The 19,853-nt window shown below is 41.6% G+C and carries 32 protein-coding genes; 12 read left to right on the top strand and 20 right to left on the bottom strand.

All coding sequences use genetic code 11. The features are described 5' to 3' along the window. Nucleotides 1-94 precede the first annotated feature (94 nt). From LX73_RS11330 to LX73_RS11255, 17 genes are all read right to left on the bottom strand, one after another. Nucleotides 95-292 (bottom strand): hypothetical protein, encoded by a 198-nt coding sequence (locus tag LX73_RS11330; RefSeq protein ID WP_148899621.1) that lies wholly within the window; start codon nt 290-292, stop codon nt 95-97. Nucleotides 293-557: 265 nt separating this feature from the next. Beyond that, nucleotides 558-737 (bottom strand): hypothetical protein, encoded by a 180-nt coding sequence (locus LX73_RS11320; protein ID WP_148899620.1) that lies wholly within the window; start codon nt 735-737, stop codon nt 558-560. Beyond that, a complete protein-coding gene (locus tag LX73_RS11315; RefSeq protein WP_148899619.1) occupies nt 734-1,444 on the bottom strand; it encodes a hypothetical protein in 711 nt (236 codons plus the stop codon). The genes LX73_RS11320 and LX73_RS11315 overlap by 4 nt, the downstream gene beginning before the upstream one ends. A 2-nt stretch (nt 1,445-1,446) precedes the next feature. Further along, the gene (locus LX73_RS11310) at nt 1,447-1,779 is read right to left on the bottom strand and encodes a hypothetical protein (protein ID WP_148899618.1); all 333 of its coding nucleotides are present in this window, start codon (nt 1,777-1,779) and stop codon (nt 1,447-1,449) included. Between the two features lie 11 nt (nt 1,780-1,790). Beyond that, nucleotides 1,791-2,027, bottom strand: a complete 237-nt coding sequence (locus tag LX73_RS11305; RefSeq protein ID WP_148899617.1) for a hypothetical protein — start codon at nt 2,025-2,027, stop codon at nt 1,791-1,793. Further along, nucleotides 2,027-2,305: a hypothetical protein gene (locus tag LX73_RS11300; protein ID WP_148899616.1), complete on the bottom strand. Its 279-nt coding sequence runs from the start codon at nt 2,303-2,305 to the stop codon at nt 2,027-2,029. The genes LX73_RS11305 and LX73_RS11300 overlap by 1 nt, the downstream gene beginning before the upstream one ends. Then, complete coding sequence (locus LX73_RS11295; RefSeq protein ID WP_148899615.1) at nt 2,302-2,661, bottom strand: hypothetical protein; 360 nt, start codon at nt 2,659-2,661, stop codon at nt 2,302-2,304. The genes LX73_RS11300 and LX73_RS11295 overlap by 4 nt, the downstream gene beginning before the upstream one ends. Beyond that, entirely contained in the window at nt 2,658-2,819 is a 162-nt protein-coding gene (locus LX73_RS13015; RefSeq protein ID WP_170245675.1) for a hypothetical protein, read from the bottom strand. The genes LX73_RS11295 and LX73_RS13015 overlap by 4 nt, the downstream gene beginning before the upstream one ends. A gap of 1 nt (nt 2,820) precedes the next feature. After that, a complete protein-coding gene (locus LX73_RS11290; protein WP_148899614.1) occupies nt 2,821-3,276 on the bottom strand; it encodes a hypothetical protein in 456 nt (151 codons plus the stop codon). 28 nt (nt 3,277-3,304) lie between these two features. Continuing rightward, nucleotides 3,305-3,748, bottom strand: a complete 444-nt coding sequence (locus LX73_RS11285; protein WP_148899613.1) for a hypothetical protein — start codon at nt 3,746-3,748, stop codon at nt 3,305-3,307. Beyond that, entirely contained in the window at nt 3,735-3,899 is a 165-nt protein-coding gene (locus LX73_RS13010) for a hypothetical protein (RefSeq protein ID WP_170245674.1), read from the bottom strand. Before LX73_RS13010 ends, LX73_RS11285 begins: the two co-directional genes overlap by 14 nt. A gap of 1 nt (nt 3,900) precedes the next feature. After that, a complete protein-coding gene (locus tag LX73_RS11280; protein WP_148899612.1) occupies nt 3,901-4,467 on the bottom strand; it encodes a nucleotidyltransferase family protein in 567 nt (188 codons plus the stop codon). 2 nt (nt 4,468-4,469) lie between these two features. Next, the gene (locus tag LX73_RS11275; RefSeq protein WP_148899611.1) at nt 4,470-4,730 is read right to left on the bottom strand and encodes a hypothetical protein; all 261 of its coding nucleotides are present in this window, start codon (nt 4,728-4,730) and stop codon (nt 4,470-4,472) included. Then, nucleotides 4,727-4,984, bottom strand: a complete 258-nt coding sequence (locus LX73_RS11270) for a hypothetical protein (RefSeq protein ID WP_148899610.1) — start codon at nt 4,982-4,984, stop codon at nt 4,727-4,729. The genes LX73_RS11275 and LX73_RS11270 overlap by 4 nt, the downstream gene beginning before the upstream one ends. Before the next feature lie 10 nt (nt 4,985-4,994). Further along, nucleotides 4,995-5,384 carry a hypothetical protein gene (locus tag LX73_RS11265; protein ID WP_148899609.1) on the bottom strand — a complete coding sequence of 130 codons (390 nt, stop codon included), beginning with the start codon at nt 5,382-5,384 and terminating at the stop codon, nt 4,995-4,997. A gap of 6 nt (nt 5,385-5,390) precedes the next feature. Continuing rightward, nucleotides 5,391-5,642, bottom strand: coding sequence for a hypothetical protein (locus LX73_RS11260; RefSeq protein ID WP_148899608.1), 252 nt, complete (start codon nt 5,640-5,642; stop codon nt 5,391-5,393). 49 nt (nt 5,643-5,691) lie between these two features. After that, nucleotides 5,692-5,943, bottom strand: a complete 252-nt coding sequence (locus LX73_RS11255) for a hypothetical protein (protein WP_148899607.1) — start codon at nt 5,941-5,943, stop codon at nt 5,692-5,694. A gap of 59 nt (nt 5,944-6,002) precedes the next feature. Here LX73_RS11255 and LX73_RS11250 point away from each other — a divergent pair, with 59 nt between their 5' ends. The 4 genes from LX73_RS11250 to LX73_RS11235 all read left to right on the top strand — a co-directional run bounded on the left by LX73_RS11250 (nt 6,003) and on the right by LX73_RS11235 (nt 10,106). Then, nucleotides 6,003-6,467 carry a hypothetical protein gene (locus LX73_RS11250; protein ID WP_148899606.1) on the top strand — a complete coding sequence of 155 codons (465 nt, stop codon included), beginning with the start codon at nt 6,003-6,005 and terminating at the stop codon, nt 6,465-6,467. Nucleotides 6,468-6,575: 108 nt separating this feature from the next. Continuing rightward, nucleotides 6,576-7,022, top strand: coding sequence for a hypothetical protein (locus tag LX73_RS11245; RefSeq protein ID WP_148899605.1), 447 nt, complete (start codon nt 6,576-6,578; stop codon nt 7,020-7,022). Nucleotides 7,023-7,812: 790 nt separating this feature from the next. Beyond that, complete coding sequence (locus LX73_RS11240) at nt 7,813-8,865, top strand: nucleoid-associated protein (protein WP_148899604.1); 1,053 nt, start codon at nt 7,813-7,815, stop codon at nt 8,863-8,865. Continuing rightward, on the top strand, nt 8,865-10,106 hold the full coding sequence (locus LX73_RS11235; protein ID WP_148899603.1) for a hypothetical protein: 1,242 nt from the start codon (nt 8,865-8,867) through the stop codon (nt 10,104-10,106). The genes LX73_RS11240 and LX73_RS11235 overlap by 1 nt, the downstream gene beginning before the upstream one ends. Nucleotides 10,107-10,418: 312 nt before the next feature. Here LX73_RS11235 and LX73_RS13220 read toward each other — a convergent pair whose 3' ends face one another. After that, nucleotides 10,419-10,574, bottom strand: coding sequence for a zinc ribbon domain-containing protein (locus tag LX73_RS13220; protein WP_148899602.1), 156 nt, complete (start codon nt 10,572-10,574; stop codon nt 10,419-10,421). Nucleotides 10,575-10,641: 67 nt separating this feature from the next. Here LX73_RS13220 and LX73_RS11225 point away from each other — a divergent pair, with 67 nt between their 5' ends. Together LX73_RS11225 and LX73_RS11220 are read left to right on the top strand one after the other, a co-directional pair. Further along, the gene (locus tag LX73_RS11225) at nt 10,642-10,989 is read left to right on the top strand and encodes a hypothetical protein (protein WP_148899601.1); all 348 of its coding nucleotides are present in this window, start codon (nt 10,642-10,644) and stop codon (nt 10,987-10,989) included. Between the two features lie 138 nt (nt 10,990-11,127). Beyond that, nucleotides 11,128-11,634, top strand: coding sequence for a hypothetical protein (locus tag LX73_RS11220; protein ID WP_148899600.1), 507 nt, complete (start codon nt 11,128-11,130; stop codon nt 11,632-11,634). Here LX73_RS11220 and LX73_RS11215 read toward each other — a convergent pair. Beyond that, nucleotides 11,626-12,477 (bottom strand): SDR family oxidoreductase, encoded by an 852-nt coding sequence (locus LX73_RS11215; protein ID WP_148899599.1) that lies wholly within the window; start codon nt 12,475-12,477, stop codon nt 11,626-11,628. The genes LX73_RS11220 and LX73_RS11215 overlap by 9 nt on opposite strands. 95 nt (nt 12,478-12,572) lie before the next feature. Between LX73_RS11215 and LX73_RS11210 the strand changes: the two genes are divergently transcribed. From LX73_RS11210 to LX73_RS13005, 3 genes are all read left to right on the top strand, one after another. Then, a complete protein-coding gene (locus LX73_RS11210) occupies nt 12,573-12,944 on the top strand; it encodes a co-chaperone GroES (RefSeq protein ID WP_211359423.1) in 372 nt (123 codons plus the stop codon). 73 nt (nt 12,945-13,017) lie between these two features. After that, entirely contained in the window at nt 13,018-13,923 is a 906-nt protein-coding gene (locus tag LX73_RS11205) for an MBL fold metallo-hydrolase (protein ID WP_148899598.1), read from the top strand. Beyond that, complete coding sequence (locus tag LX73_RS13005) at nt 13,916-14,089, top strand: hypothetical protein (protein ID WP_170245673.1); 174 nt, start codon at nt 13,916-13,918, stop codon at nt 14,087-14,089. Before LX73_RS11205 ends, LX73_RS13005 begins: the two co-directional genes overlap by 8 nt. A 46-nt stretch (nt 14,090-14,135) precedes the next feature. On the opposite strand, the gene LX73_RS11200 is transcribed toward LX73_RS13005, so the two are convergent. Further along, nucleotides 14,136-14,765, bottom strand: a complete 630-nt coding sequence (locus tag LX73_RS11200; RefSeq protein WP_148899597.1) for an ABC transporter ATP-binding protein — start codon at nt 14,763-14,765, stop codon at nt 14,136-14,138. 196 nt (nt 14,766-14,961) lie between these two features. Here LX73_RS11200 and LX73_RS11195 point away from each other — a divergent pair, with 196 nt between their 5' ends. From LX73_RS11195 to LX73_RS11185, 3 genes are all read left to right on the top strand, one after another. Further along, nucleotides 14,962-16,737, top strand: coding sequence for a hypothetical protein (locus tag LX73_RS11195; protein WP_148899596.1), 1,776 nt, complete (start codon nt 14,962-14,964; stop codon nt 16,735-16,737). Nucleotides 16,738-16,747: 10 nt separating this feature from the next. After that, nucleotides 16,748-18,307: an acyl-CoA carboxylase subunit beta gene (locus LX73_RS11190; protein ID WP_148899595.1), complete on the top strand. Its 1,560-nt coding sequence runs from the start codon at nt 16,748-16,750 to the stop codon at nt 18,305-18,307. 97 nt (nt 18,308-18,404) lie between these two features. After that, nucleotides 18,405-19,778 (top strand): replication-associated recombination protein A, encoded by a 1,374-nt coding sequence (locus tag LX73_RS11185; protein WP_148899594.1) that lies wholly within the window; start codon nt 18,405-18,407, stop codon nt 19,776-19,778. Nucleotides 19,779-19,853 lie beyond the last annotated feature (75 nt).

Here is a 19,853-nt window from a genome sequence, read left to right as displayed (position 1 = left end):
ATATTTAATGTTACACTTGCGCTGATATATAACTGGTCGTTCATCCCGCGCTGCGCTTGGGGATAACTCGTCGTTATACATCAGCGCGGTTTAACTATTGCCTGATTACAATTTTAACCTCCTTAGTTTCGAACATTTCTTTTTTTAATTCTCTATACCCATCAATAGAATAAAAAACCTCAAAAGGATAACCGGTGAAGGATATTCGGCAAACTCCATTAACGGATACGTTTGCAGTAATTTTTAATTCATTAGTGATTTCAATCTCTTGTCCGTGAGTTAAATCTGCCATGATATATTATTTTGGTTGTCTAAGTTGGATGTCTTCTAAGTCCCCGCGGCGTTTAGTTCCAGCCGGCGGTTCCGTACGTTGGCTTCGGGGTACAAGGTGTTTAATTAGGAATGTTGAATTGTGAATTAGGAATTTTCATACTGGTTGCTGGTAAAGTGATTATGATATTTTATCAGTACTCTCCGGATCGTTCTCGTGCTCTATTAAATAATCCAGTGCCGGTTCGATCTCTTTTTTTGCCTTGTTAATGGCCTTAGCAATAGTCTTAATCTGATCCATCTTTTTTTTGGCCCTGCCGGTATAATTTTGAGTCTAGTAGGGGACCGGTTATTTCGGCTCTGTCTATGTCCGTGATAAATTCATCTAGATTATCAAAAAGTGTAGTAATAGATTGCGCTTCTAGAAGTAAAAGACGTTGTATTTGGTCGTACTCTGGCTTATTCATATCACTGTAGCTTTTTCGTTAACGGTATCGTGGTTGACGATTAGCGGGGTGTAGCTGATTGCCCACACGTAGGGGTCGTTATTCCAGTCGAACGGGCCGCCTTCGTACATGGATTGCCAGAGTTCATGGAATGCTCTTAAATATGGTATTTCACAAATTGAAGGCGGCTCAAACTTTCGGGATTGGTATTCACTTCGGGGAATCCTAATACCTTCGTTCCATACTTCTTTGGGCGTAATATCCTGAATGCGCTCGACGGTGATGTCGGTTACTTCATCCCAAAAGCGGGACAGCGTTTTGAACATAAAGAGCTTGCTCTTTTTGCCGATAGGTTCTTCCCAGTTGCGGTACTTTTGCCAGTCGGCATCGGTAAATTGTACCCATCTTTGGTGCTGATCGGCGGTGTACTCTACTAATACGGACTGCTCGAAGTTGCTGTAATCCTTAATCGTATAATTTTCTTTGGTCCACAGCTGGTCGCCTGGTACTCCGTAGGGGGATTTTAGCCATTCTCCATTACAGGCATATTCACAAGCATCACCATCACAATTTTTATGGTCATAAGCGTAAAATTCATCTTCCCAAGTGTCTTTTCCAGTTTCCAATCGTTTGGGCTGTGGCTTTATCGGCCGACGCGTTACTGTTTTCCAGCCGTTGAGCTTGGCTAGAATCATTGGTTTGGTGTATAAGATTTGGTGGTCTGTCATGGCTATTCTTCCTCGTCCTCTATTTTTTCAACTTTATAGCCCTGATCCCGCAGCACCTTTTCATACTTTTCTAACCGGCGCTCACGTATCATTTGTTCTTCTTCCTCGGTGATCCAGCTATCCTCAAAGTGGATATCCTCAATGCCTATATCTTTATCCCACGGTGTTACATGAATCTTTTTGGTGGGATAGGGCTTGTTGAATTTCGATTCATCCATCGATACTTCAACTTTTACAGGGATCTCATTGCGTCCGCAATTTTCTGCACCTCTTGCGGTCTTTTTAAACCCTGCAATTCCGTTTTTGTCGAGTATTAAATAGCCTGTGTCAGTCATAATTTTATTATTTAATTATCAGTTTCCGATTTACTATTCGCGTAGCTTCGCACCTCGTGTCGATAGACGGTGCCAATCATTTCTAAGTGATGATCAAAGACGTAAAAGCACATTTCATCACTGCCGTTAACTGATTCTTTACCGGGCCAAATCATGCCGATATCATCAAAATCGCATTCATAATTTAGGGCAGCGATCTTGCTGATTTTGTCAAAGACTTTCGAAGAAGTATAAATTGAACTATACATTATGCGGTCTTTTTGGTTTGCTTTTGCAGTGCAGTCTCGTAGTTAATGCCTGCGTTTGAGGCAATAACAATAAAGCCCTCGTCTCTGCCTTTAATACGAAACGTGCCGTTTTCTCCAGCGGGCTTAAATATCCAGTCGGTATAGTTCAGCGCCGCGCTAATGTCAGCTTCGATAATAGCGCGTTTGTGGGCCCGCGTTAACGGTTTATCACGGAGAATGCGACGGCCTGTTTGTTTTGTTTTAAAATTATACTCGTAAAGGCTGTACGTAATATTCATTGGAGTTCGCTTGCTGGTTTAAGGGTTATTTCGGGTGGCAGGGTAGTGTTGTAGGTATATCCGGTTAGAAGTCCCTGATAACGTGTAAGCAACAGCCTGTCGTTGGTTTGCAGATCGTAGAACCGGCTGCGCGATACGTGCGTTTTCCAGACTTTATTGTCGCGGACTAACACAATCATATATATAGAATCATCTTCGCTTTGGGGGCTTGCAAAAGTGCGTACTGCTACCACAGCGGTTTGGTTAGTAATAGGCTGTCTAAGCAGGTAGTCGCCGGCAAAGAAAATCAATATAGAGACTGCCAGCGGCCAAATAATTTTCCCAATGGTGGGTGTTTTAAATTTTGGTGTAATCATTTTTCATCCTCATTTGTTGTTATTTGCTCACGTTCTTTTCGGCGGCGACGATATGCCTGGTTCACTTGCTGGTCAGCTTTCTTAGCGGCTCCCAAAATGGCCCATAAAAAGGCCAAAAAGCTGAGTACGATTATCGCTATGATTATCCAAAGCCACATATTAAGTACCTCTGTATGGATTAGGGGTAAGGGTAGTTGCATCAATGGCTAGTCCGGCGTCGATCCAGCCGAACAGGTCGATATTACGTTCTAACAGGTATTTAAAACCGTCAGGATTGGTAACTTCAATATCCATTTCAGTAACTAAATCCCCCTTGCATACGGCTATATTATCCCATTCTTTATGCCAGTAGGCTTTATCGGGGTTGGGGAATTTTTCCTTTGCAACTTCCAGGGCTTCTGTATTCGTCATATCCGAAAGAGGTCGAAGGATGGGCGTTATAGCACCAACGCTATAGGCACCTTCCAGCCCGCTGGTACTTAATTGTAGATGATGAAAATCCGCATTGGGATAGATCGCTTTAATAGCTAAGACCATCCCCTTTGGGACTTGCACTTTACAATTAGAATACAACGCCAAATCTTTAGCTGTTAGCTCATTCTTATCACTACTCATATTATCCTCTGTTTTAGTAAATCTTTGTTTAAAATATCTCTGGATTTGACAGGTTAATTTCATTGCTTTCAAAAAAGTCAATAATGGCTATCACTTCGGTTATTTTCATTCGCCGCTCTTTAAGTCGTCGATAAACAGTTTGCTTAGTTACGTCCTGATTCAGCATATCTTTTACAAAGTCCGTATCAATGGTTATAGAGCTACCAGTTTCCGGCCAGTACCAATTCCCTTTCTTAAAATATCGCAGGGCTTTATCACAGAGCTTTGCTTTCTCCTTTTCTAGTTCGATCTCTATACGCTCATGAGAGATATCCATTACTGTAAGTAGTTCGGGGATATCTAAAACCGTGAGTGCATCTATCGCCGCAGCCATATATTTGTCTGCTTCAATTATTTTGCCCGAAGCAGTTTCAAACGTTACTGATTCTTCAAATGGAGCCGGAGCATAAATACGTGTTCTATTGTTGCTCATAATCTTCTTTTTTGATCATGCAAATTGTTGCTCTTGGAATAACACCTTCGGATTCAAGCGAATGAGTCCACATATAATGAGTTTCATTTTCTTCAAGCTTCGATACCTTTCTATCACATTTCGGGCATTGTTCATTCTTATCACTACTCATATTATCCTCTGTTTTGCGGTTCGATGTAATCCCATCTTAAAAACTTGAAAAACGATTTTTCGGTGGGGAATTTCGGTGTAGAGCGGTGTTCTTTCCCATCAGTATATACAAGCTCTCCGTCCACGCCTTTATATCCTAAATCCTTCCATCGGCGGGCCATTTTCTTTGTAAATTCAGCAGGACCGGTGCGTATAGCCAACATGCGTCCCCATTGCTTCGGGGTGGTCATAAACAGATCAACCTGCATGCCTAAATACATAAACTGGTAGTACCGGTTGCCGCCTTTGTTAATCTTATAGCCCCGGCAGTCGCCTACAATTTCTTGCCGGTTCATCTTAATATGATGGATCACTTTGTTTGCCTCTGTGGGGAATAGTTCGCCGGGCGGGGCCACATTGCCAACTTTGGGGATGCAGATTATTTCGATATCACCAACGTAGGGTTCTTGGCGGCGTATCGATCCCGCAATGGTAAACCGCTTGCACATCGGTTCAATATTGGACTGCACGTAGCCGGCAATTAAGGCGGCTTCGCGCAAGGGTGTTTTCTGTTTGGCAGTGGCAGGCATAACTATTCGGTTAAATCTTGATTGGTTTTCACATGGCCGCAGTTCAAACAGATATGTACCGGCAAATTCATAAATTGCGGTTCCCCGGTGGGGTTTTTGGGATGGGCGGCAGACAGTTTGTGTATTTGGTGGGCCTGCTGAAATACGCTACCGCCGCATTCACATTCTACAACGGTTAGTTCATCAGCAGAGACTTGAATATTGTTTCGCTGGCTGTTGCCATTTCCGTTACCGTTCACCAGGTTCATATTATCGTTACTCATATTTTTTGGGATTCGTTGCGGTTGTCAATTTCAAACGTTTTTACCACTTTTGGCGGTGCCTCATTGGGATGGCTATAAATCTCTTTAAGTTCGGCAGCTTTGTTATTTCGGTTTTTAAGAATCAAATTTTGCGCATTCATTTGTTCAAGCTCATAATTAAGTTCCCGTACTTGATTGCGCAGCTGCTGGTTGCGCTTTTTTAATCGTTTGTTCTTTTCTTTGAGCAGCTCAATTGCCTTTTGCGTAGAAGCCATGACAAATAGGTTAGATTAATAGTGCAGCCGCTACAATGATTATCAGCCCTAGCAAACCAAGAAACGCGCCAATATTTGAATCTCTGTTGCCTTTCTTTTGCAGATCATCGAGCACACGCGGTTTTATTTTAGGCTTGTATTTTTTAGTCAGCCCGGCCTTGCCTACAATATCCGTTGCCAAAATATCTTCGGGCGTCAGTATATCAGCATCATTAAGCAGTACATCAGCAGGCACCTGTTCGGCCAGCATATACGATACATCAGAGAGGTAGTCGAATTGCTGCTCATTTATTTCTCCGAATTTTTCTTGCCAGCTGCGCCGCAAAACGTGCATAATTTTCATGCGGTTTAGTTGGCTGTTATCCTGTTGGTGCCGTGCCGGTTTTTTAGTCGAATCCATAATTGTCTATTTATACAGTTCTGATTTGTGAATTTGCCAGCGTCCCGTTGGTGTTTGTCGGCTTTTTAGCCGCCCCTGCTTGCAGTAGTTGGCCGCCGTTTTGGCCGTTAAATTCGTGTTGGGATGGTTGGCATACTCTGCCGTGGTGATCCACTTGTTTTCCGGGATCTCGTCGATGATCATTTGTCGCAGCAAGCCTATTTGCTTTTCGAGTTCGTCGCATAGTGCTAGCAATTGTTTTCGGCTGCGGTTGGACATTCATAAAGGCGATTTACAGGGTTTTTAAAATTATTTTGTAAGGATTCGGTTATTTAGCGGTCTTACTATTTCCATTGCGTTTAGCAAAATATTCGGGATACTTGCGACGCGCGGCGGTAATACGTGCGTGTATTTCATCCATAATCCATTTCGGGGCGTTGCGGTCGATAGCCGTATAAACCATGCCGCGACTAATAGAAGTGCCGTCGTCTTTTTTCACCGAACGCGCAAAATCAGCGATGGTTTCATCATCCAGTTTTAGCGCGTCTTTGAGATCTTTTAAAATTGCGTCTTTAGTCATTTTTTTTGTTCATTCATGTAACGGTTCGTTGCAACACTTCGTAACATAATCATAAAAACTTGAAAGAATCAAGAAATATATCACAAAAACTTGAAAATAGGCGGAAGCGTCTATTAGATGTGGTCGAAAAAGAGTTTGATAGCAATGCTGATTTCTGCCGTCAAATGGAATTAAGCCACAATTGGGTAAACTATTTCAAAAACGAAGATGAACCACCAAAAATAAGCGACCGGCTACTTTCAAGTTTATATGAAGCCAAGAATGTAAACCCATTGTGGGTGATAAGTGGAGAAGGAGAGCGAAAAATTTATCCGGAGCAGCCCCGTAAAAACAGAGCTGCCGAACCGGAAGAGCGATATATAGCACAATTTAAGCAGGTAAGCCGCCTGATCGATTCGATAGCGCAAAAGCCAGACTCGATAAAAGATGCTTCGCTGCTCGGCGATCTTGCGCTTGAATCTGCGGAATTAACAACCTCACTGCTAGAAATTCAGCAGCAAGCTCGTAGCGATGAGGATGAATAATATTAACATGATTTTTAATTGAAACACACATACTGTCCCTCGATTAAACTATCATTATAGTGAGACAGTAAGACCGTTGGCGGGGGCAATACTTAAAATATTTTTGTTATGGTAAAGTACATGGAAAGGGTAGAAGGGGAAGAGACAATATTCCAGAATGGTACTGCCGGTATATTATTTACCAACAAAAGAATTAGAAAATATTATAGGACTGGCAGAAAACCGTCGTTTCGAACAATATTAATTGATGAAATCGATTCAATTGATCTAAAGTATAGTAGCAGTATTAGAGCTATTATATCAGCAATACTTTTTGCAGTGATCTCCTATTCTTTGTTTGTGCAACCATACCAATACACAAATGATTTAGCATTTTTATCGGCTGCAGCTTGCTTAATATCTATAGTCTATTACTTCAAAACTCGTGAATATACATGCACAATAAGAGCAGGCAAATCTGAAATTAACTTCCCGAAAAAAGTTGCTGATGAAGAAGATTTAATAGATGCAATCAATAAAGTTGAAGTAGCCAAAATAGGATTATCGAATAATTAAAATGTGAAATATTATGAACGGTGGTAAAATGAGGGCTTATAACAGAATCCCATGCAGTGTTGTCATAGCCCCATTTTGCCATGTTCTTTTACTATTTGGGTACAATTTTGGGTACAAAATAACAGAAAGATAGGCTTATAAACGTGCTAAGGGTCTAAATAGATAGACTGGGGGTCGTGAGGTCGCCGGTTCAAGTCCGGCCGTCCCGACACACATATAAAGAACGTTTAGAAGCCGTTAAGGTAGCCTTCAAGGTATCCTAACGGCTTTTTTTATTGCCTTTCGCGCACAGTATGTGAAATGATGTGAACGAATGTGACTGTCTTAGCCCGCAAGCCGCAATGCTTGTTTTAAATCGTCAAATGAAACTGTTACTATCATTTTTTTATTATGTTCACAGTGTGTGCGTCACGAACTGTGAGTAATCTAATTAGAACAGTCTTATTTTTTTCAAGGAATAAATCAGAACTATCAGATATAGCACGTAGGATTATTGCGACCGTAGAATCATCATCAGTAAATCTGAAAGATTGCGAGTTGTAAGAAAAATAAAAGACGATTCGCCTACTAAGATAAACTCATTTGAGGAATATGATGATTGGCTAGATCAATTTGAATTTGGGGAGTAAAATAAAGCAAGTATAAAATTATGTACTGCTGATATTTCCTTTTCACGAAAAAGGTTAAAGATGACGAATTGATTGATGCTATTCATATTAGAGAACGTACGTATATAAAAGTATTTCGTTCACAACTAGAGAAATCATAATATAATTACTGGGTACAAATAATGATTCAAAAAGAAGAAATTGATATTGAACAGGCTATTGTTCACCTCATTGATAAAGATTTAGGAGTTAATGACGCTCAGCTAACGCTTTCTGAAAATCTACTACCTGTAGATGACTATTTAATTGATCTGACTTTTAAATTAAATAAAAGCTACCGGTCAACGTACAGGACTTATGCGACTTTTAAGGATGGGCGACAACATTCTTTTCCAACTGAATACAGTGAAATAAGAGCAGAGAATACTGATGAACAGTTTTTAGATTCAACTCAAAATTTAGTTATTGATTTAGCGGATAGACTAGAACAAAAAGGGCAGTCGAAAGGAGGTTATGTTGTATTTGTGCGGTATGGCTATCATGGGAATAGCTTTTTAGGGGTGTTTCTAATTCGTATGACTGATGGAATGGTATTCGAAAGAAATGATGAGACTGAAAGTTATATAATTGACCCTAGGGAACATCTAGATCTTGATAAGCTCGCTATGGCATGTAGGGTGAATAATAATAAATACGATGATGAGCTTGATAACTATTTAAGTTTTATCAACAAGCAAACAAAAATATCACAATATTTTACCTCATGGTTAGCAGCCGGAGATCGAGAATCTAATAAGACATATACTGAAGATTTTTTAGACTTAATATCACTAGTTGATGATGAGGAACTACCCCTTAAGAATGATGAGACAAGAATGACCAGAGATGAATACCGTAAACAAATCTTTCAGATGGCAAGTAATACCCCTGAGAGAGTTGTAGATCTAAAAACTTTAGGTGAAAACTTCCATAGCGATGAAGACTTTTTTGTCAACAAGGCTGAAGAACATGATCTAACTATTGGTACAAAGTTCCCATACGTCTCTAATATTTTTAATAAATTAACATCTGTTACAGTTAAAGCTGATGGCGTTGAATTAGATTTCGACCGAAGAAATTATGGTGAAGGTAAATTGATAGAAGTTGTACAACAATCAGACGGTGAAAATTCAAAATATGTTGTAGTTCGATCAGAAAGGCTTTCTGAAATGATAACTGAAGAAATGGATAACTAATGCCGTTTCACAACGATTTTGAAAACTTAAATGATTTTTTAGGAGAAAACACTTTTAGATTTGATGGAGGCCGAATTCAAATTGAATGTGAACCAGGTGAAAGGCAGGGATTACAGAATTACGTTGAAGGCTCAGGATTTGATACTAGGCCTGAGGGCACTGATGGCTTTTCTTTTCGGCTTCATCATGATCAGTTTGATATCTTTTTCAATGAAGATGACTTCAAAAGTAATTTTCATACCAGTGAATCAAGACGTGATATTTATTTAGTTCAAACCAGTATAAATGGTGCAATTCGATTTAGTCATGATGAACAAAAGGCCTTGAATCATGATGGAGAACCTTTAGCTTATTACTTTTTTAATAATTATTTCAGCTATGAAAAAGTAAAAACAATCCTTGATGATAGTAGAATTGTGGATCATAAAGATGGTTCTACTGGACAGTTCATATTATTATCTTCTAAACAAGGAAAGTTCAGGTTAGGATATAATAACGTAACTCCTAATTTTAACGTTAATGAAGATCTATCAGATAAGCCTCAAAAATTGAAGGATGTACTTGAAAATGGGAATGATTATTTCCGTTTTTTGAAAGAAGTGATGATTTCCAGATTAGGTACCGAAGACAAACCTGATAGAGCTTACAATTTCTTTGTAGAACTAGATTCTTTTATAGAGGAAGCAAATCGAAACTATGAAGTATTCCTAAATAAATTTGATTTCGCCAAGCTAAGGGATGAGTTACGTCAAGAAAAAGAAAAATACTTGTCTTCGGTCCAAGAACTGATTAGTAAGCTTTTCAATAAGGTAGTCTCAGTTCCTATTTCTATTTCAGCAGCAGCATTTGCATTATATCGAGTTAAGGAGAATAGTGTTTTATCTATTTTGGTTGTTGTTGGATATGTAGCCTATGCTATTTTTACATCATATTTATTAAAAATCGCCTGGGATGACACCCAAGAGATTGAATCAGATTTTGAGGATGATATTGACAAAATAGAAAGTAAGTCTCCATTAAACGAAGAGGATATCAAAAGTGTAAATCAAAAGATGAGTCGGAGGTTTAATTATCTTAGAACAAGTATTGTTTTAGTAGGGGTTATAATAATTGGTTTTGCTATTGCAATTACAACGATTGGGGTAGGTTTTATTGCTAGCTCACTCGCAGCATGGATGAAATTTTTTGTTCTAATTATTCCTACTGCAATCATTTTAACATTAGTTGGTGTGGTTCTTTAAGCTAGTTGAATATTTTGATAAAATATGAATAAATGTGAAATCAATTCACATTAAACAAAAGTAAGATAAGAGTTTATACAGCCTGATTGGTGTTGGGTACAATAACGTAAAAAGCAGGCTTCTAAACGTTGTAAAGCCCTAAATATGCAGGCTGGGGGTCGTGAGTTCGCCGGTTCAAGTCCGGCCGTCCCGACTTTAAGGGTTCTTTAGTAGCTAAATATGGCTATTAAAGGCCCTTTTTTATTTTTAAAAAGGAAGCAGAAGGATTGAGGTGAGTTTAGAACTTCTGTCAGTACTCAAAGGTATTATATCTTAAAATACTAGCCACCAAACAAGTAGCACAATCATAAGGCAGGCTACAATTTTAACGCTTAGGGGCTGGGTCGGGAATTCATATCCGCAGATAGGGCAAATATTGGCATCTTTGTCAATCTGAACTGCACAACCAGGACATTCTTTTTGCTCCATATCATTTCTTAATTCGTGAACACTTTGCTATCCTTAGGCTTTACGAATGTAAAATACCAGTAGCAAAATGAAAATTCAGACTTTCGCTTATATTTCTGCTCTTTCTGTTGATGGACAAGAATTACCCATTGCAGATCAGCAAACTATTGAGCTCGAATTCTCGGCAATTGACACCGGCGGTGGATTTAAAGATCCGATTCTTGACTTTTCCATCCCGCTTGATGACATGGAATTGCACAGTTCTAATCCTCAACAAATTTCTCTCGAGCTCCGGAATCCAAAAGACAAAGATCATAGCGTTTCTTTTTCGTGCCAGGGAGACATAGCGGTTTCGGATCAGCAGATGAATGCCCGTCTTAAAGAGGAGCAGCTTAGCAGAGAGCTTATTGGTTTTGTACTAAAACTACTGCGGTAAGTTTGTTAAAAGTTGTTTCTTTTCGTTAAAAACGGAACATAAATCGAATCTGATTGTTACTATTAATGTGTCAACTGTCGCATTTTTATGCAGTAATATTGATGAGGGATATCCCCAAATTCAACCGGTATTTTTACCATGTATATCATTGATTACGACAAGCAAATTTCACTCATCAACGAAATGAAGCAGCTTCGCAAAGATGACGAAACTTGCGAGGTGTATTACCATCATCCCTATACAAACCAGATGTGGAAAGGTTTTTTCCCGCGATCTACAGAAGATGAGCTGGGACCCAAATTATTGCGTCACGAGCCGCCGCCCACTGATATGACCGAACGATTGCAAGTTTGTCTGGGCGAAGCTGTGCCTGAAAATGCAATAGGATTGGGCATAGAATGGTCATCCAAGCCCGAACTCTGGCCTTCAATTATAGAAGTGTTGGAAAAGCGATATTCGAATTACAACCGCAAGCAACTGAAGCTGTTTTTGAATAATCTGCAGCTTGATGAAGCTAAAGATCAGCTCCCTGAGAAGAATGACGCCGAAGATCACTCAGATCAACAGTTATTTGCTGACCAAGTAGGGAATCTAATTTGGCGGTCGCGGAAAATCCGGATGAAACGATTTTTTGTGCTAGGATAGATCGGTAAGCTCCTCGCTTTGTTCCCAGAGTTTTTCAGAAATGACATCATCATATGCAATGGAAGCAGGAGATGCTTCTTTTTGGTTTTTAAAATATTTGCCACTGATGTCTCGCACTTCATCTGAAGTGCTCAGATAAATGATAGTCTCTGCACCCGATTGTGGGGATTTCATAAATGGCTTTCCTATCCAGTAGAAGAATTTCATAATCCAGTTTGCTTCTTCGGCCAGTTGCGTATTTACAACGCCGGGATGTAGGCAGTTGGCGGTGATAGAAGTGTCAGTCGTACGCTTTGCCAATTGATGCGTAAACATGATATTGCAAAGTTTTGAAAGGCCGTAGGCCTTCATGGGAGTGTAGTTATCTTTTAGTTGTATATTATCTAAATCAAAAATACTTGCGCCCACCCGGTGGACTTCAGAGGAGACATTGACAATACGACCCTGCTCGGCTTTTTGCAGATGATCGAGCAGCAAATTTGTCAATAGGAATGGAGCCAAATGGTTAATAGCCAACGTTTTTTCAATGCCGTCAACAGTTTCTTGTCGGTCGTCGGGAATGATGCCGGCATTGTTAACCAGTATGTCAACTCTGTCAAACTGTTGGATAATCTGGTCCGCTGCCTGGCGCACATCTTGCTGTACGGTTAAATCCGCTAAAACAATTTCGATTCCGGTATGGCCGGTACTGTTGATAATCTCTTTTTTGGCTGTTCGGGCTCGCTGTTCATTTCGGCAAATCATCACTACATAAGCCTCCTGCTGGGCAAAAGCCCGCGCAGTTTCTTTGCCAATACCCGAGTTAGCACCTGTGACAACGCATAACTTGTTGGTTAGATCCATAATTACAGCATTTTGAATCGAATTTACGGTTCAGATTGTTCTGTAAACAATGTAACTTTAAACATATAAATAATCTGGTATAAAACTTTTTATTAATGATTCAAGAATATCTTAACTCTGTAGATAAATTTATTGTCGTAGGTGATCGCGTACTTATCAAACCACGCGATATGGAAACTCGAACGAAAAGCGGGTTGGTACTGCCGGCAACTGTCAAAGAAAAAGAGGATATCCACAGTGGATATGTCGTTAAATCGGGGCCAGGCTATCCCATTCCCTCCAATGAAATCGATGAGTCGTGGAAAGACACCGACGGCACACAATATATTGGCATGCAGGCCGAAGAAGGTGATCTGGCCATTTTTATTAAGGATCAAACCCACGAAATCGAATTTGAAAATGAGAAATACCTTATCTGTCCCCATGCCGCTATTTTATTATTGATTCGGGATGATATGGCTCTTTAATCCCGTCGGCAATTGTTTTGATCGTTGGATAAAAAATAGTGAGTATCTTAATTAATAATTAAATCCCAGTATTATGGATCGTCGAAAATTTCTGTATAATTCTTCACTGTTGGCAGCAGGAGCGGTTTTGCCATTTAAGAATATGTGGGCAGCTGCTCCGGGTAAGTTTAATACTCTCCGTCGCAACGTAGGGTATTTTACTGAACGCGGTGGCACCATTGGCTGGCTTGCCTCAGATGAGGGTATGGCCGTAATTGATTCTCAGTATGCCAAAACGGCGAAGCACTGTTTAAATGGTCTTAAAGACCGATCAAATCATCCACTCGATCTGCTGATTAATACTCACCACCATGGAGATCATACTTCGGGAAATCCGGTATTTAAAGGTACAGCAGAAAAAATGGCTGCCCACGAGAATGTACCTAAGCTGATGAAGCAGGCCAACAAAGAGAGCGAGGGCGAAGGGAATACTGCTTATCCCACAACCACTTATGCAGAGAGTTGGCAGATGGATCTGGGAGATGAGACTATCCATGCTAAATACTATGGGCCTGGACACACCAGCGGCGATTCGGTCATTTATTTCGAAAAAGCGAATGTAGTTCATATGGGAGACTTGGTGTTTAATCGAATGAATCCCTATACCGATCGTGCTGCAGGCGCTTCAATGATAAACTGGATTAAAATTCTTGATACGGTCGCTGAAGAGTATCCTGCTGATGCTATGTATATCTTTGGTCATGCTAAGCCTGAATATGGCGTAACGGGCAAAAAGGAAGATTTGAAAGTCATGGGTAATTATTTGTCAGCTGTTATCGAGCATGTTCAAAACGGTATTGAACAGGGCATGTCCAAAAAGGAAATTACCAAACAGAAGGTGCTCGATGGATTTGAGGATTTCCGTTATGCTGATTTTTGGACATTACCCGATAACCTTAATGTGGCTTTTCAGGAAGTGAAAGAAATGCATAATGGCTAAGAAGGAGACTGCTGAAAATAAGAACGAAGGGGCCCGTCGTTGCCCCTTCTGCGGATCACAAGCACCGCTTGTTTGGGTGCATGGGCACGGGCAATGTGCTGAGTGTGGAATTAATGTTCAGGAGTGTTGCCAAGGTGAAACCTGTAAAAATACAGCTAATGAGTAATAAGTTCCGAATGACACAGTTGAGATGGTTTTGTAAAGGCCTTTAATCAAACCAAAGATTCTTCCTCAACAGAAAAGATCTGCTCACAGAGCTGCAGTTCATCCGGGTTGTTGGAAGCTAGGATAAGCATTTTATCCGGAGTCTGGAATGACTCGGCAATATCAGCGACCAGCGATCGTCCCGCTGCATCAAGGTTCGAACCGGGTTCATCAAGCATTAGAATTTTTGGCTCGTGAAAAAGTGCAGCAGCTAGCCGAAGTCTCTGCTGTTGACCGGTAGAGAGATTTCCAAACGGTTGCTCCGCTACTTCATTCAGTGAGACACGGTTGATCCAATCGTCAATTTGGTTACTATCGGATGACCGATGCCGAATGTTTGACAAGAACTGCAGGTTTTCACGGCAGTTTAGTACGTCATATAAATTAATGTATGGAGCACCATATCCCAGAATGTTAGTCAGGTTATTGTTGGACAGCTGTTCTCCATTGATATCCCATGTAACAGTACCGGATGACGGTCTTAGCAGTTGTCCCAGGCATTTTAGAAGGGTTGACTTGCCTGATCCGTTTGGTCCGGCAATACCCAGCGATTTGGTTTCGTTCGTAAAAGTGAGATCCTCAAAAACCGTGTTGGAACCAAACGATTTGTAAAGTTTTGAAACAGTAAGCGTAATCATAGCTCAAAGGTAAAAAGGCACTGAAACTTCCCAAATATTAATCCGGTATTCAGCTATCTGTATTGGTATTATCAATAATATGAAGATACAAATAGGATCGGTCCAATACATATTTCCAAAGGTTCGCAGGAATTAACATATTGCGGTGTTCTTTGGTTGTATTGACCACCGTTAGACAATATATTTCACCTGAATTATGCAACAGATCATACAGCGAATAACGCAAAAATTTATTGACCGGCTGCCGGATAATGATCAATATTATCGGCTTGATGAACTCCGTGGTTGGGATTTTCCGCCGTATATTGTACAACGAATCAGGATTGAGCTCGAGCGGAATCTGGCTGAGTCAATGATTATACCCAAGACAGACTGGGCCAACACCCGATCTGATGCAGTACTTGATGCTTGGCAGCAGTTTGTAGATGCTATTCGTGCTGAGGCGCGGTTACCCGCCAGCTATGGCAAAACAGTGATCGAAACAGCCGTGGCAGATGTGGTTGAAATGCTGGTACAGCCTTGTAAAACAATCCCTGATGTTATTTTTGGCAGTGACGAATCACTATCGGCAGAAGAGATAAACAAGCGGTTACAGTCGGTAGTTGTCTATCGGCATTTTTCCCGCTTGATTTTGCGTTACATGCAAAAAAAGGAGCTGGATAGGCTGAGCAAATCGCGATGTAAAGATATTATTCGAGAAGCCGACCAAAAATTGACTAAGCGTTATTCTCCGTTGAACTGGGCCCAGATGCTGGATACGCTCTTTAAGTTGTTGGATGGCAATATCGACAGTGAGCTGTTGCGATTGTTTTTTGAGGATAAGAACTGTCCGCGCGTTGCTCGGCATTTTGATCTGATGAATAAAGAACTGAGCCGCGCTGAACTTATTGAAGAATTATCTTCGCCTGACTTGTTAAATTTTGAAGGATATGAAGATGAACAATCGAGGCTTTTTGAGGATCAACCGGCAGAAAGTGCCGTTGATAAGAATGAACAGGAGATTGTAAAAGAAGAGAATAAAAAAAACCAGCAGATTCAGAACGCATCGGATGAGACCCAAGCTGATAAAAAGGAGACCCAAAACGAATTGCAATCTTCTGCCGAAGATGACCCAGAAGAGGTAGATATTGCATCAACATTTGCCAAGCAATCAAAAGAGCAGGCAAAAAAAGATTCAGACACCAGCAGTGAGGCGCAAGAAGAAAAAGGGGATACCGAATCAACTCAGTCAGACTCAGAAGAAAATAAAGAGCAAAAGCTTAAGGCATTGAATGATGCCTTTGCCGGTCAGTTAAATGATGAAACTGATGAAGGGACTGCTGTATCCAAGGTCTCGGAAGTTGAAAAAAGTGATGCAGAACAGGAGGAATCAGATGATGAATTAGATCCATCGGAGCCGGCAGAGTCCAAAAATGCAGAAGCTGATAATACCTCTGGAGATAATGTTCCGGGAAATACAGAAAAAGAAACATCAGGAGAAGAAGATCAGCCGTCAGAAGCAAAAGAAGTGGATGACAAAGAGGAATCAGAAGGAGATCTTCAGGAAGAAAAGGAAGCGGCTTCGCAAACGAATGGGCAGCAAGAAGATGAAAACCCCATGTGGATGCGGTTTGTGAGTGATGAAGAGATGGGGGAATATCGTGAAGAGCAGGAGGCCGAAGATGAAGGGTTTATTGAGGATCCCATTATTGATTTAACCAGCGAAGATACGTTGGATAACGAGGTCGAAGAGCTTGCCGATCTGCTTGAGGGCGATCGCGAGCTGTTTGTAGAAGAGATTTTTGGCGGTTCTGAACGGGCATTTGACTCGGCTGTTGAGGATATTGCGGCTTACAGCAGTTGGAGTGATGCCAGCAAGTATATAGAAAAAGATATTTTTAAGCGCAATCTCGTTGATGTGTATTCAGAAGCAGCGGTCGATTTTACCGATCAGCTGCAGAGTTATTTTTTAGAAAAAGAAAATCGTAATTAATAACAATTAGATGGCTTCAGAAAAACCGGATAACAAAGTAGAATGGCTTAAACAAAAACGGAAAGACGCTAAAAAAGGAGGTGGCGAAGAACGTATCCAAAAACAGCATGACAAGGGTAAGCTTACAGCTCGTGAGCGTATCGATTTGCTGCTGGATGACGGATCGTTTGAAGAAGTTGATCCCTTTGTAACCCATCGGAGTGAAAAATTTGGTCTTGATGAGAAAAAAATTGCCGGGGATGGAGTGGTTACCGGTTTTGGAAAAGTTCACGGTCGACCTATTTATGTGTTTAGCCAAGACTTTACCGTTATCGGCGGCTCGCTGTCGGAGACCCACGCCGAGAAAATTTGTAAAATTATGGATATGGCCATGAAGAACGGTGTACCCGTTATTGGTCTCAATGATTCCGGCGGTGCACGTATTCAGGAAGGGGTTTCATCACTTGGGGGCTATGCCGAAGTCTTTTATCGTAACAGCATGGCATCGGGCGTGGTGCCTCAATTTTCGGCTGTAATGGGACCTTGTGCCGGTGGAGCAGTTTACAGTCCGGCGCTCACGGATTTTGTGTTTATGGTCAAAAATACCAGCTATATGTTTGTAACGGGACCCAATGTGGTTAAAACGGTGACCCATGAAGAAGTCACCTCCGAAGAGTTGGGTGGGGCCAGTGCTCATGGTAAAAAGTCGGGTGTGGCGCACTTTACCGAAGAAAATGATGCTCTTTGCCTGCAAGAGCTGCGGCAGCTGTTAACCTATGTACCACAAAACTGTGAAGAAAAGCCGCCGCGTGAAGAATCTAAAGCACCGGATTCCACAAAAGCTGACAAGCTTGACGATATTGTGCCCGACAATCCCAATAAACCGTACGATATTAAAGAGGTGATTGGCGGTATTGTAGATAAGGATTCGTTTATGGAAGTCCACGAACACTATGCCACCAATATTGTAGTAGGCTTTGCCCGTATTGACGGACGAAGTGTAGGCATTGTTGCCAATCAGCCGCTGTCGCTGGCCGGTGTGCTCGATATTGATGCTTCTCTTAAAGGAGCACGTTTTGTTCGATTTTGTGATGCGTTTAATATTCCGCTGGTAACCTTTGAAGATGTTCCCGGCTTTTTGCCCGGTACCGACCAAGAGTGGGGAGGCATCATCAAACACGGAGCCAAGCTCCTGTATGCATTTTGCGAAGCTACCGTTCCCAAGATGACGGTCATTACACGTAAGGCATACGGCGGCGCTTATGATGTGATGAACTCCAAACATATCCGCGCTGATTACAATGTGGCGTGGCCTACGGCAGAAATTGCGGTGATGGGACCCAAAGGTGCGGTTGAAATTATCTTTCGCAAAGAAATCGCCAATGCTGATGATCCTGAAGCGAAGGAGCAGGAGCTGATCGATTACTATAAAGAAGAATTTGCACATCCTTACAAAGCAGCCGAACGCGGCTTTATTGATAACGTAATATTACCCAGTGAGACGCGTGAAAAGCTGATCCATGCGCTCGAAATATCAGAGAACAAGGTAGAAAACGTTCCTGAGAAAAAACATGATAACCTTCCGCTATAGATTGAACATTGAAGGTTAAAAGTTGAATGTTAATTCAGCTAAATGAGTTTAATTTTAGAACTAGAAACCTGAAATATTCAACTTACAATCTGTAGCAATGGATCTGTTTAACGAGGATGATGGGCAAGCTGATAGCCAGCAATCCGATTTTGTAAATCCGCATGAGCCGCTGGCTACGCGCATGCGTCCCCGATCGCTGGAGGAGTTTGTAGGCCAGGACCACATCGTGGGAGAGGGCAAAATGCTGCGGCGGATGATCGAATCCGGGGTGATTGGTTCGCTTATTTTCCATGGACCGCCCAGTTCCGGCAAGACGACGCTGGCCCATGTTATTTCGCGTGAAATTAATGCCCAGTATATAGAGCTGAACGCCGTACTCGATGGCATTAAAGATCTGCGAAAAGTGGTGGCCAAGGCCGAAAAAATGCAGCAAATGAATGAGCAAAAGACCATTCTTTTTGTGGATGAAATTCACCGGTGGAATAAAGCCCAGCAGGATGCGCTGCTACCACACCTGGAGTCGGGCGTTATTACGCTGATTGGAGCTACTACCGAAAATCCATTTTATTCGATGGTGAGTCCGCTGTTATCGCGATGCCAGCTTTTTGAGTTGTATGACCTTACCACCGATCACGTGCTTACTATGATTGATCGATCCCTTGAAGATGAAGAACGGGGATTAGGTAATAAGTCCATTGAAGTGACCGATGAGGCTAAAGCCCATTTGGCAGAATTTGCTGGCGGAGACATCCGCAATGCTATTAATGCACTGGAAGTGGCGGTACTGTCGAGTGATGCAGATGATGACGGTACTATCCATATTGATTTAGATATTGCCAAAGAGTGTATCCAGCGGCGAGGCGTTCGCTATGATGGTACCGGTGATGAGCATTACCATTATGCTTCAGCTTTTATTAAATCGATGCGAGGTTCCGATACTGATGCAGCCCTGTACTGGATGGTGGCGATGCTAGAAGGGGGCGAAGACCCGAACTTTCTGTTTCGGCGAATGCTTATTCTTGCCTCTGAGGATGTAGGGATGGCCACACCGCACGCTCTTTCGGTGGTTAATGCAGCACATGAAGCCTTCACAAAATGTGGTATGCCCGAAGGGCTTTATTTTTTGGCGCACGCCTGTATCTATTTGTCGCTTTGCCCCAAGAGTAACAGTACCGGGGCTATTTTTTCAGTGCGTAGTCATATTCGCGAAGCGGGAATAGACCCCGTGCCGCCGCACCTGCGGGACAAGACAGCAAATTCTAAACAATCTCGTTATTTGGGCGTAGAAAATGCATCCGATGATTATCACTATCCCCATTCGTACGATCATCATTGGATTCCACAACAATATTTGCCCCAGGAATTGGCCAACGAAGAATGGTATGAGCCCGGAACTATTGGCCGCGAAGGGAAGCTTTGGGATCGGCTTGAAAAGATCAAGCAGGCCTATGCTAAAGCACAGAATAAGTAGAAAGTTTTTGTAAGTCCTGTGTGTCCTTTCTGGTCCATGGGATCAAAGTGATATTATAGATTTGAACAGATTTTT

Origin of the sequence: Fodinibius salinus (genome assembly GCF_008124865.1) — a bacterium.
GTDB lineage: Bacteria > Bacteroidota > Rhodothermia > Balneolales > Balneolaceae > Fodinibius > Fodinibius salinus.
This window is presented reverse-complemented; position numbering and strand designations above follow the sequence as displayed.

Coding starts and splice junctions, on each gene's coding strand:
- LX73_RS11330 (WP_148899621.1), bottom strand. CDS start 292: ATGGCAGATTTAACTCACGGACAAGAGATTGAAATCACTAATGAATTA.
- LX73_RS11320 (WP_148899620.1), bottom strand. CDS start 737: ATGAATAAGCCAGAGTACGACCAAATACAACGTCTTTTACTTCTAGAA.
- LX73_RS11315 (WP_148899619.1), bottom strand. CDS start 1,444: ATGACAGACCACCAAATCTTATACACCAAACCAATGATTCTAGCCAAG.
- LX73_RS11310 (WP_148899618.1), bottom strand. CDS start 1,779: ATGACTGACACAGGCTATTTAATACTCGACAAAAACGGAATTGCAGGG.
- LX73_RS11305 (WP_148899617.1), bottom strand. CDS start 2,027: ATGTATAGTTCAATTTATACTTCTTCGAAAGTCTTTGACAAAATCAGC.
- LX73_RS11300 (WP_148899616.1), bottom strand. CDS start 2,305: ATGAATATTACGTACAGCCTTTACGAGTATAATTTTAAAACAAAACAA.
- LX73_RS11295 (WP_148899615.1), bottom strand. CDS start 2,661: ATGATTACACCAAAATTTAAAACACCCACCATTGGGAAAATTATTTGG.
- LX73_RS13015 (WP_170245675.1), bottom strand. CDS start 2,819: ATGTGGCTTTGGATAATCATAGCGATAATCGTACTCAGCTTTTTGGCC.
- LX73_RS11290 (WP_148899614.1), bottom strand. CDS start 3,276: ATGAGTAGTGATAAGAATGAGCTAACAGCTAAAGATTTGGCGTTGTAT.
- LX73_RS11285 (WP_148899613.1), bottom strand. CDS start 3,748: ATGAGCAACAATAGAACACGTATTTATGCTCCGGCTCCATTTGAAGAA.
- LX73_RS13010 (WP_170245674.1), bottom strand. CDS start 3,899: ATGAGTAGTGATAAGAATGAACAATGCCCGAAATGTGATAGAAAGGTA.
- LX73_RS11280 (WP_148899612.1), bottom strand. CDS start 4,467: ATGCCTGCCACTGCCAAACAGAAAACACCCTTGCGCGAAGCCGCCTTA.
- LX73_RS11275 (WP_148899611.1), bottom strand. CDS start 4,730: ATGAGTAACGATAATATGAACCTGGTGAACGGTAACGGAAATGGCAAC.
- LX73_RS11270 (WP_148899610.1), bottom strand. CDS start 4,984: ATGGCTTCTACGCAAAAGGCAATTGAGCTGCTCAAAGAAAAGAACAAA.
- LX73_RS11265 (WP_148899609.1), bottom strand. CDS start 5,384: ATGGATTCGACTAAAAAACCGGCACGGCACCAACAGGATAACAGCCAA.
- LX73_RS11260 (WP_148899608.1), bottom strand. CDS start 5,642: ATGTCCAACCGCAGCCGAAAACAATTGCTAGCACTATGCGACGAACTC.
- LX73_RS11255 (WP_148899607.1), bottom strand. CDS start 5,943: ATGACTAAAGACGCAATTTTAAAAGATCTCAAAGACGCGCTAAAACTG.
- LX73_RS11245 (WP_148899605.1), top strand. CDS start 6,576: ATGGTAAAGTACATGGAAAGGGTAGAAGGGGAAGAGACAATATTCCAG.
- LX73_RS11240 (WP_148899604.1), top strand. CDS start 7,813: ATGATTCAAAAAGAAGAAATTGATATTGAACAGGCTATTGTTCACCTC.
- LX73_RS11235 (WP_148899603.1), top strand. CDS start 8,865: ATGCCGTTTCACAACGATTTTGAAAACTTAAATGATTTTTTAGGAGAA.
- LX73_RS13220 (WP_148899602.1), bottom strand. CDS start 10,574: ATGGAGCAAAAAGAATGTCCTGGTTGTGCAGTTCAGATTGACAAAGAT.
- LX73_RS11225 (WP_148899601.1), top strand. CDS start 10,642: ATGAAAATTCAGACTTTCGCTTATATTTCTGCTCTTTCTGTTGATGGA.
- LX73_RS11220 (WP_148899600.1), top strand. CDS start 11,128: ATGTATATCATTGATTACGACAAGCAAATTTCACTCATCAACGAAATG.
- LX73_RS11215 (WP_148899599.1), bottom strand. CDS start 12,477: ATGGATCTAACCAACAAGTTATGCGTTGTCACAGGTGCTAACTCGGGT.
- LX73_RS11210 (WP_211359423.1), top strand. CDS start 12,573: ATGATTCAAGAATATCTTAACTCTGTAGATAAATTTATTGTCGTAGGT.
- LX73_RS11205 (WP_148899598.1), top strand. CDS start 13,018: ATGGATCGTCGAAAATTTCTGTATAATTCTTCACTGTTGGCAGCAGGA.
- LX73_RS13005 (WP_170245673.1), top strand. CDS start 13,916: ATGGCTAAGAAGGAGACTGCTGAAAATAAGAACGAAGGGGCCCGTCGT.
- LX73_RS11200 (WP_148899597.1), bottom strand. CDS start 14,765: ATGATTACGCTTACTGTTTCAAAACTTTACAAATCGTTTGGTTCCAAC.
- LX73_RS11195 (WP_148899596.1), top strand. CDS start 14,962: ATGCAACAGATCATACAGCGAATAACGCAAAAATTTATTGACCGGCTG.
- LX73_RS11190 (WP_148899595.1), top strand. CDS start 16,748: ATGGCTTCAGAAAAACCGGATAACAAAGTAGAATGGCTTAAACAAAAA.
- LX73_RS11185 (WP_148899594.1), top strand. CDS start 18,405: ATGGATCTGTTTAACGAGGATGATGGGCAAGCTGATAGCCAGCAATCC.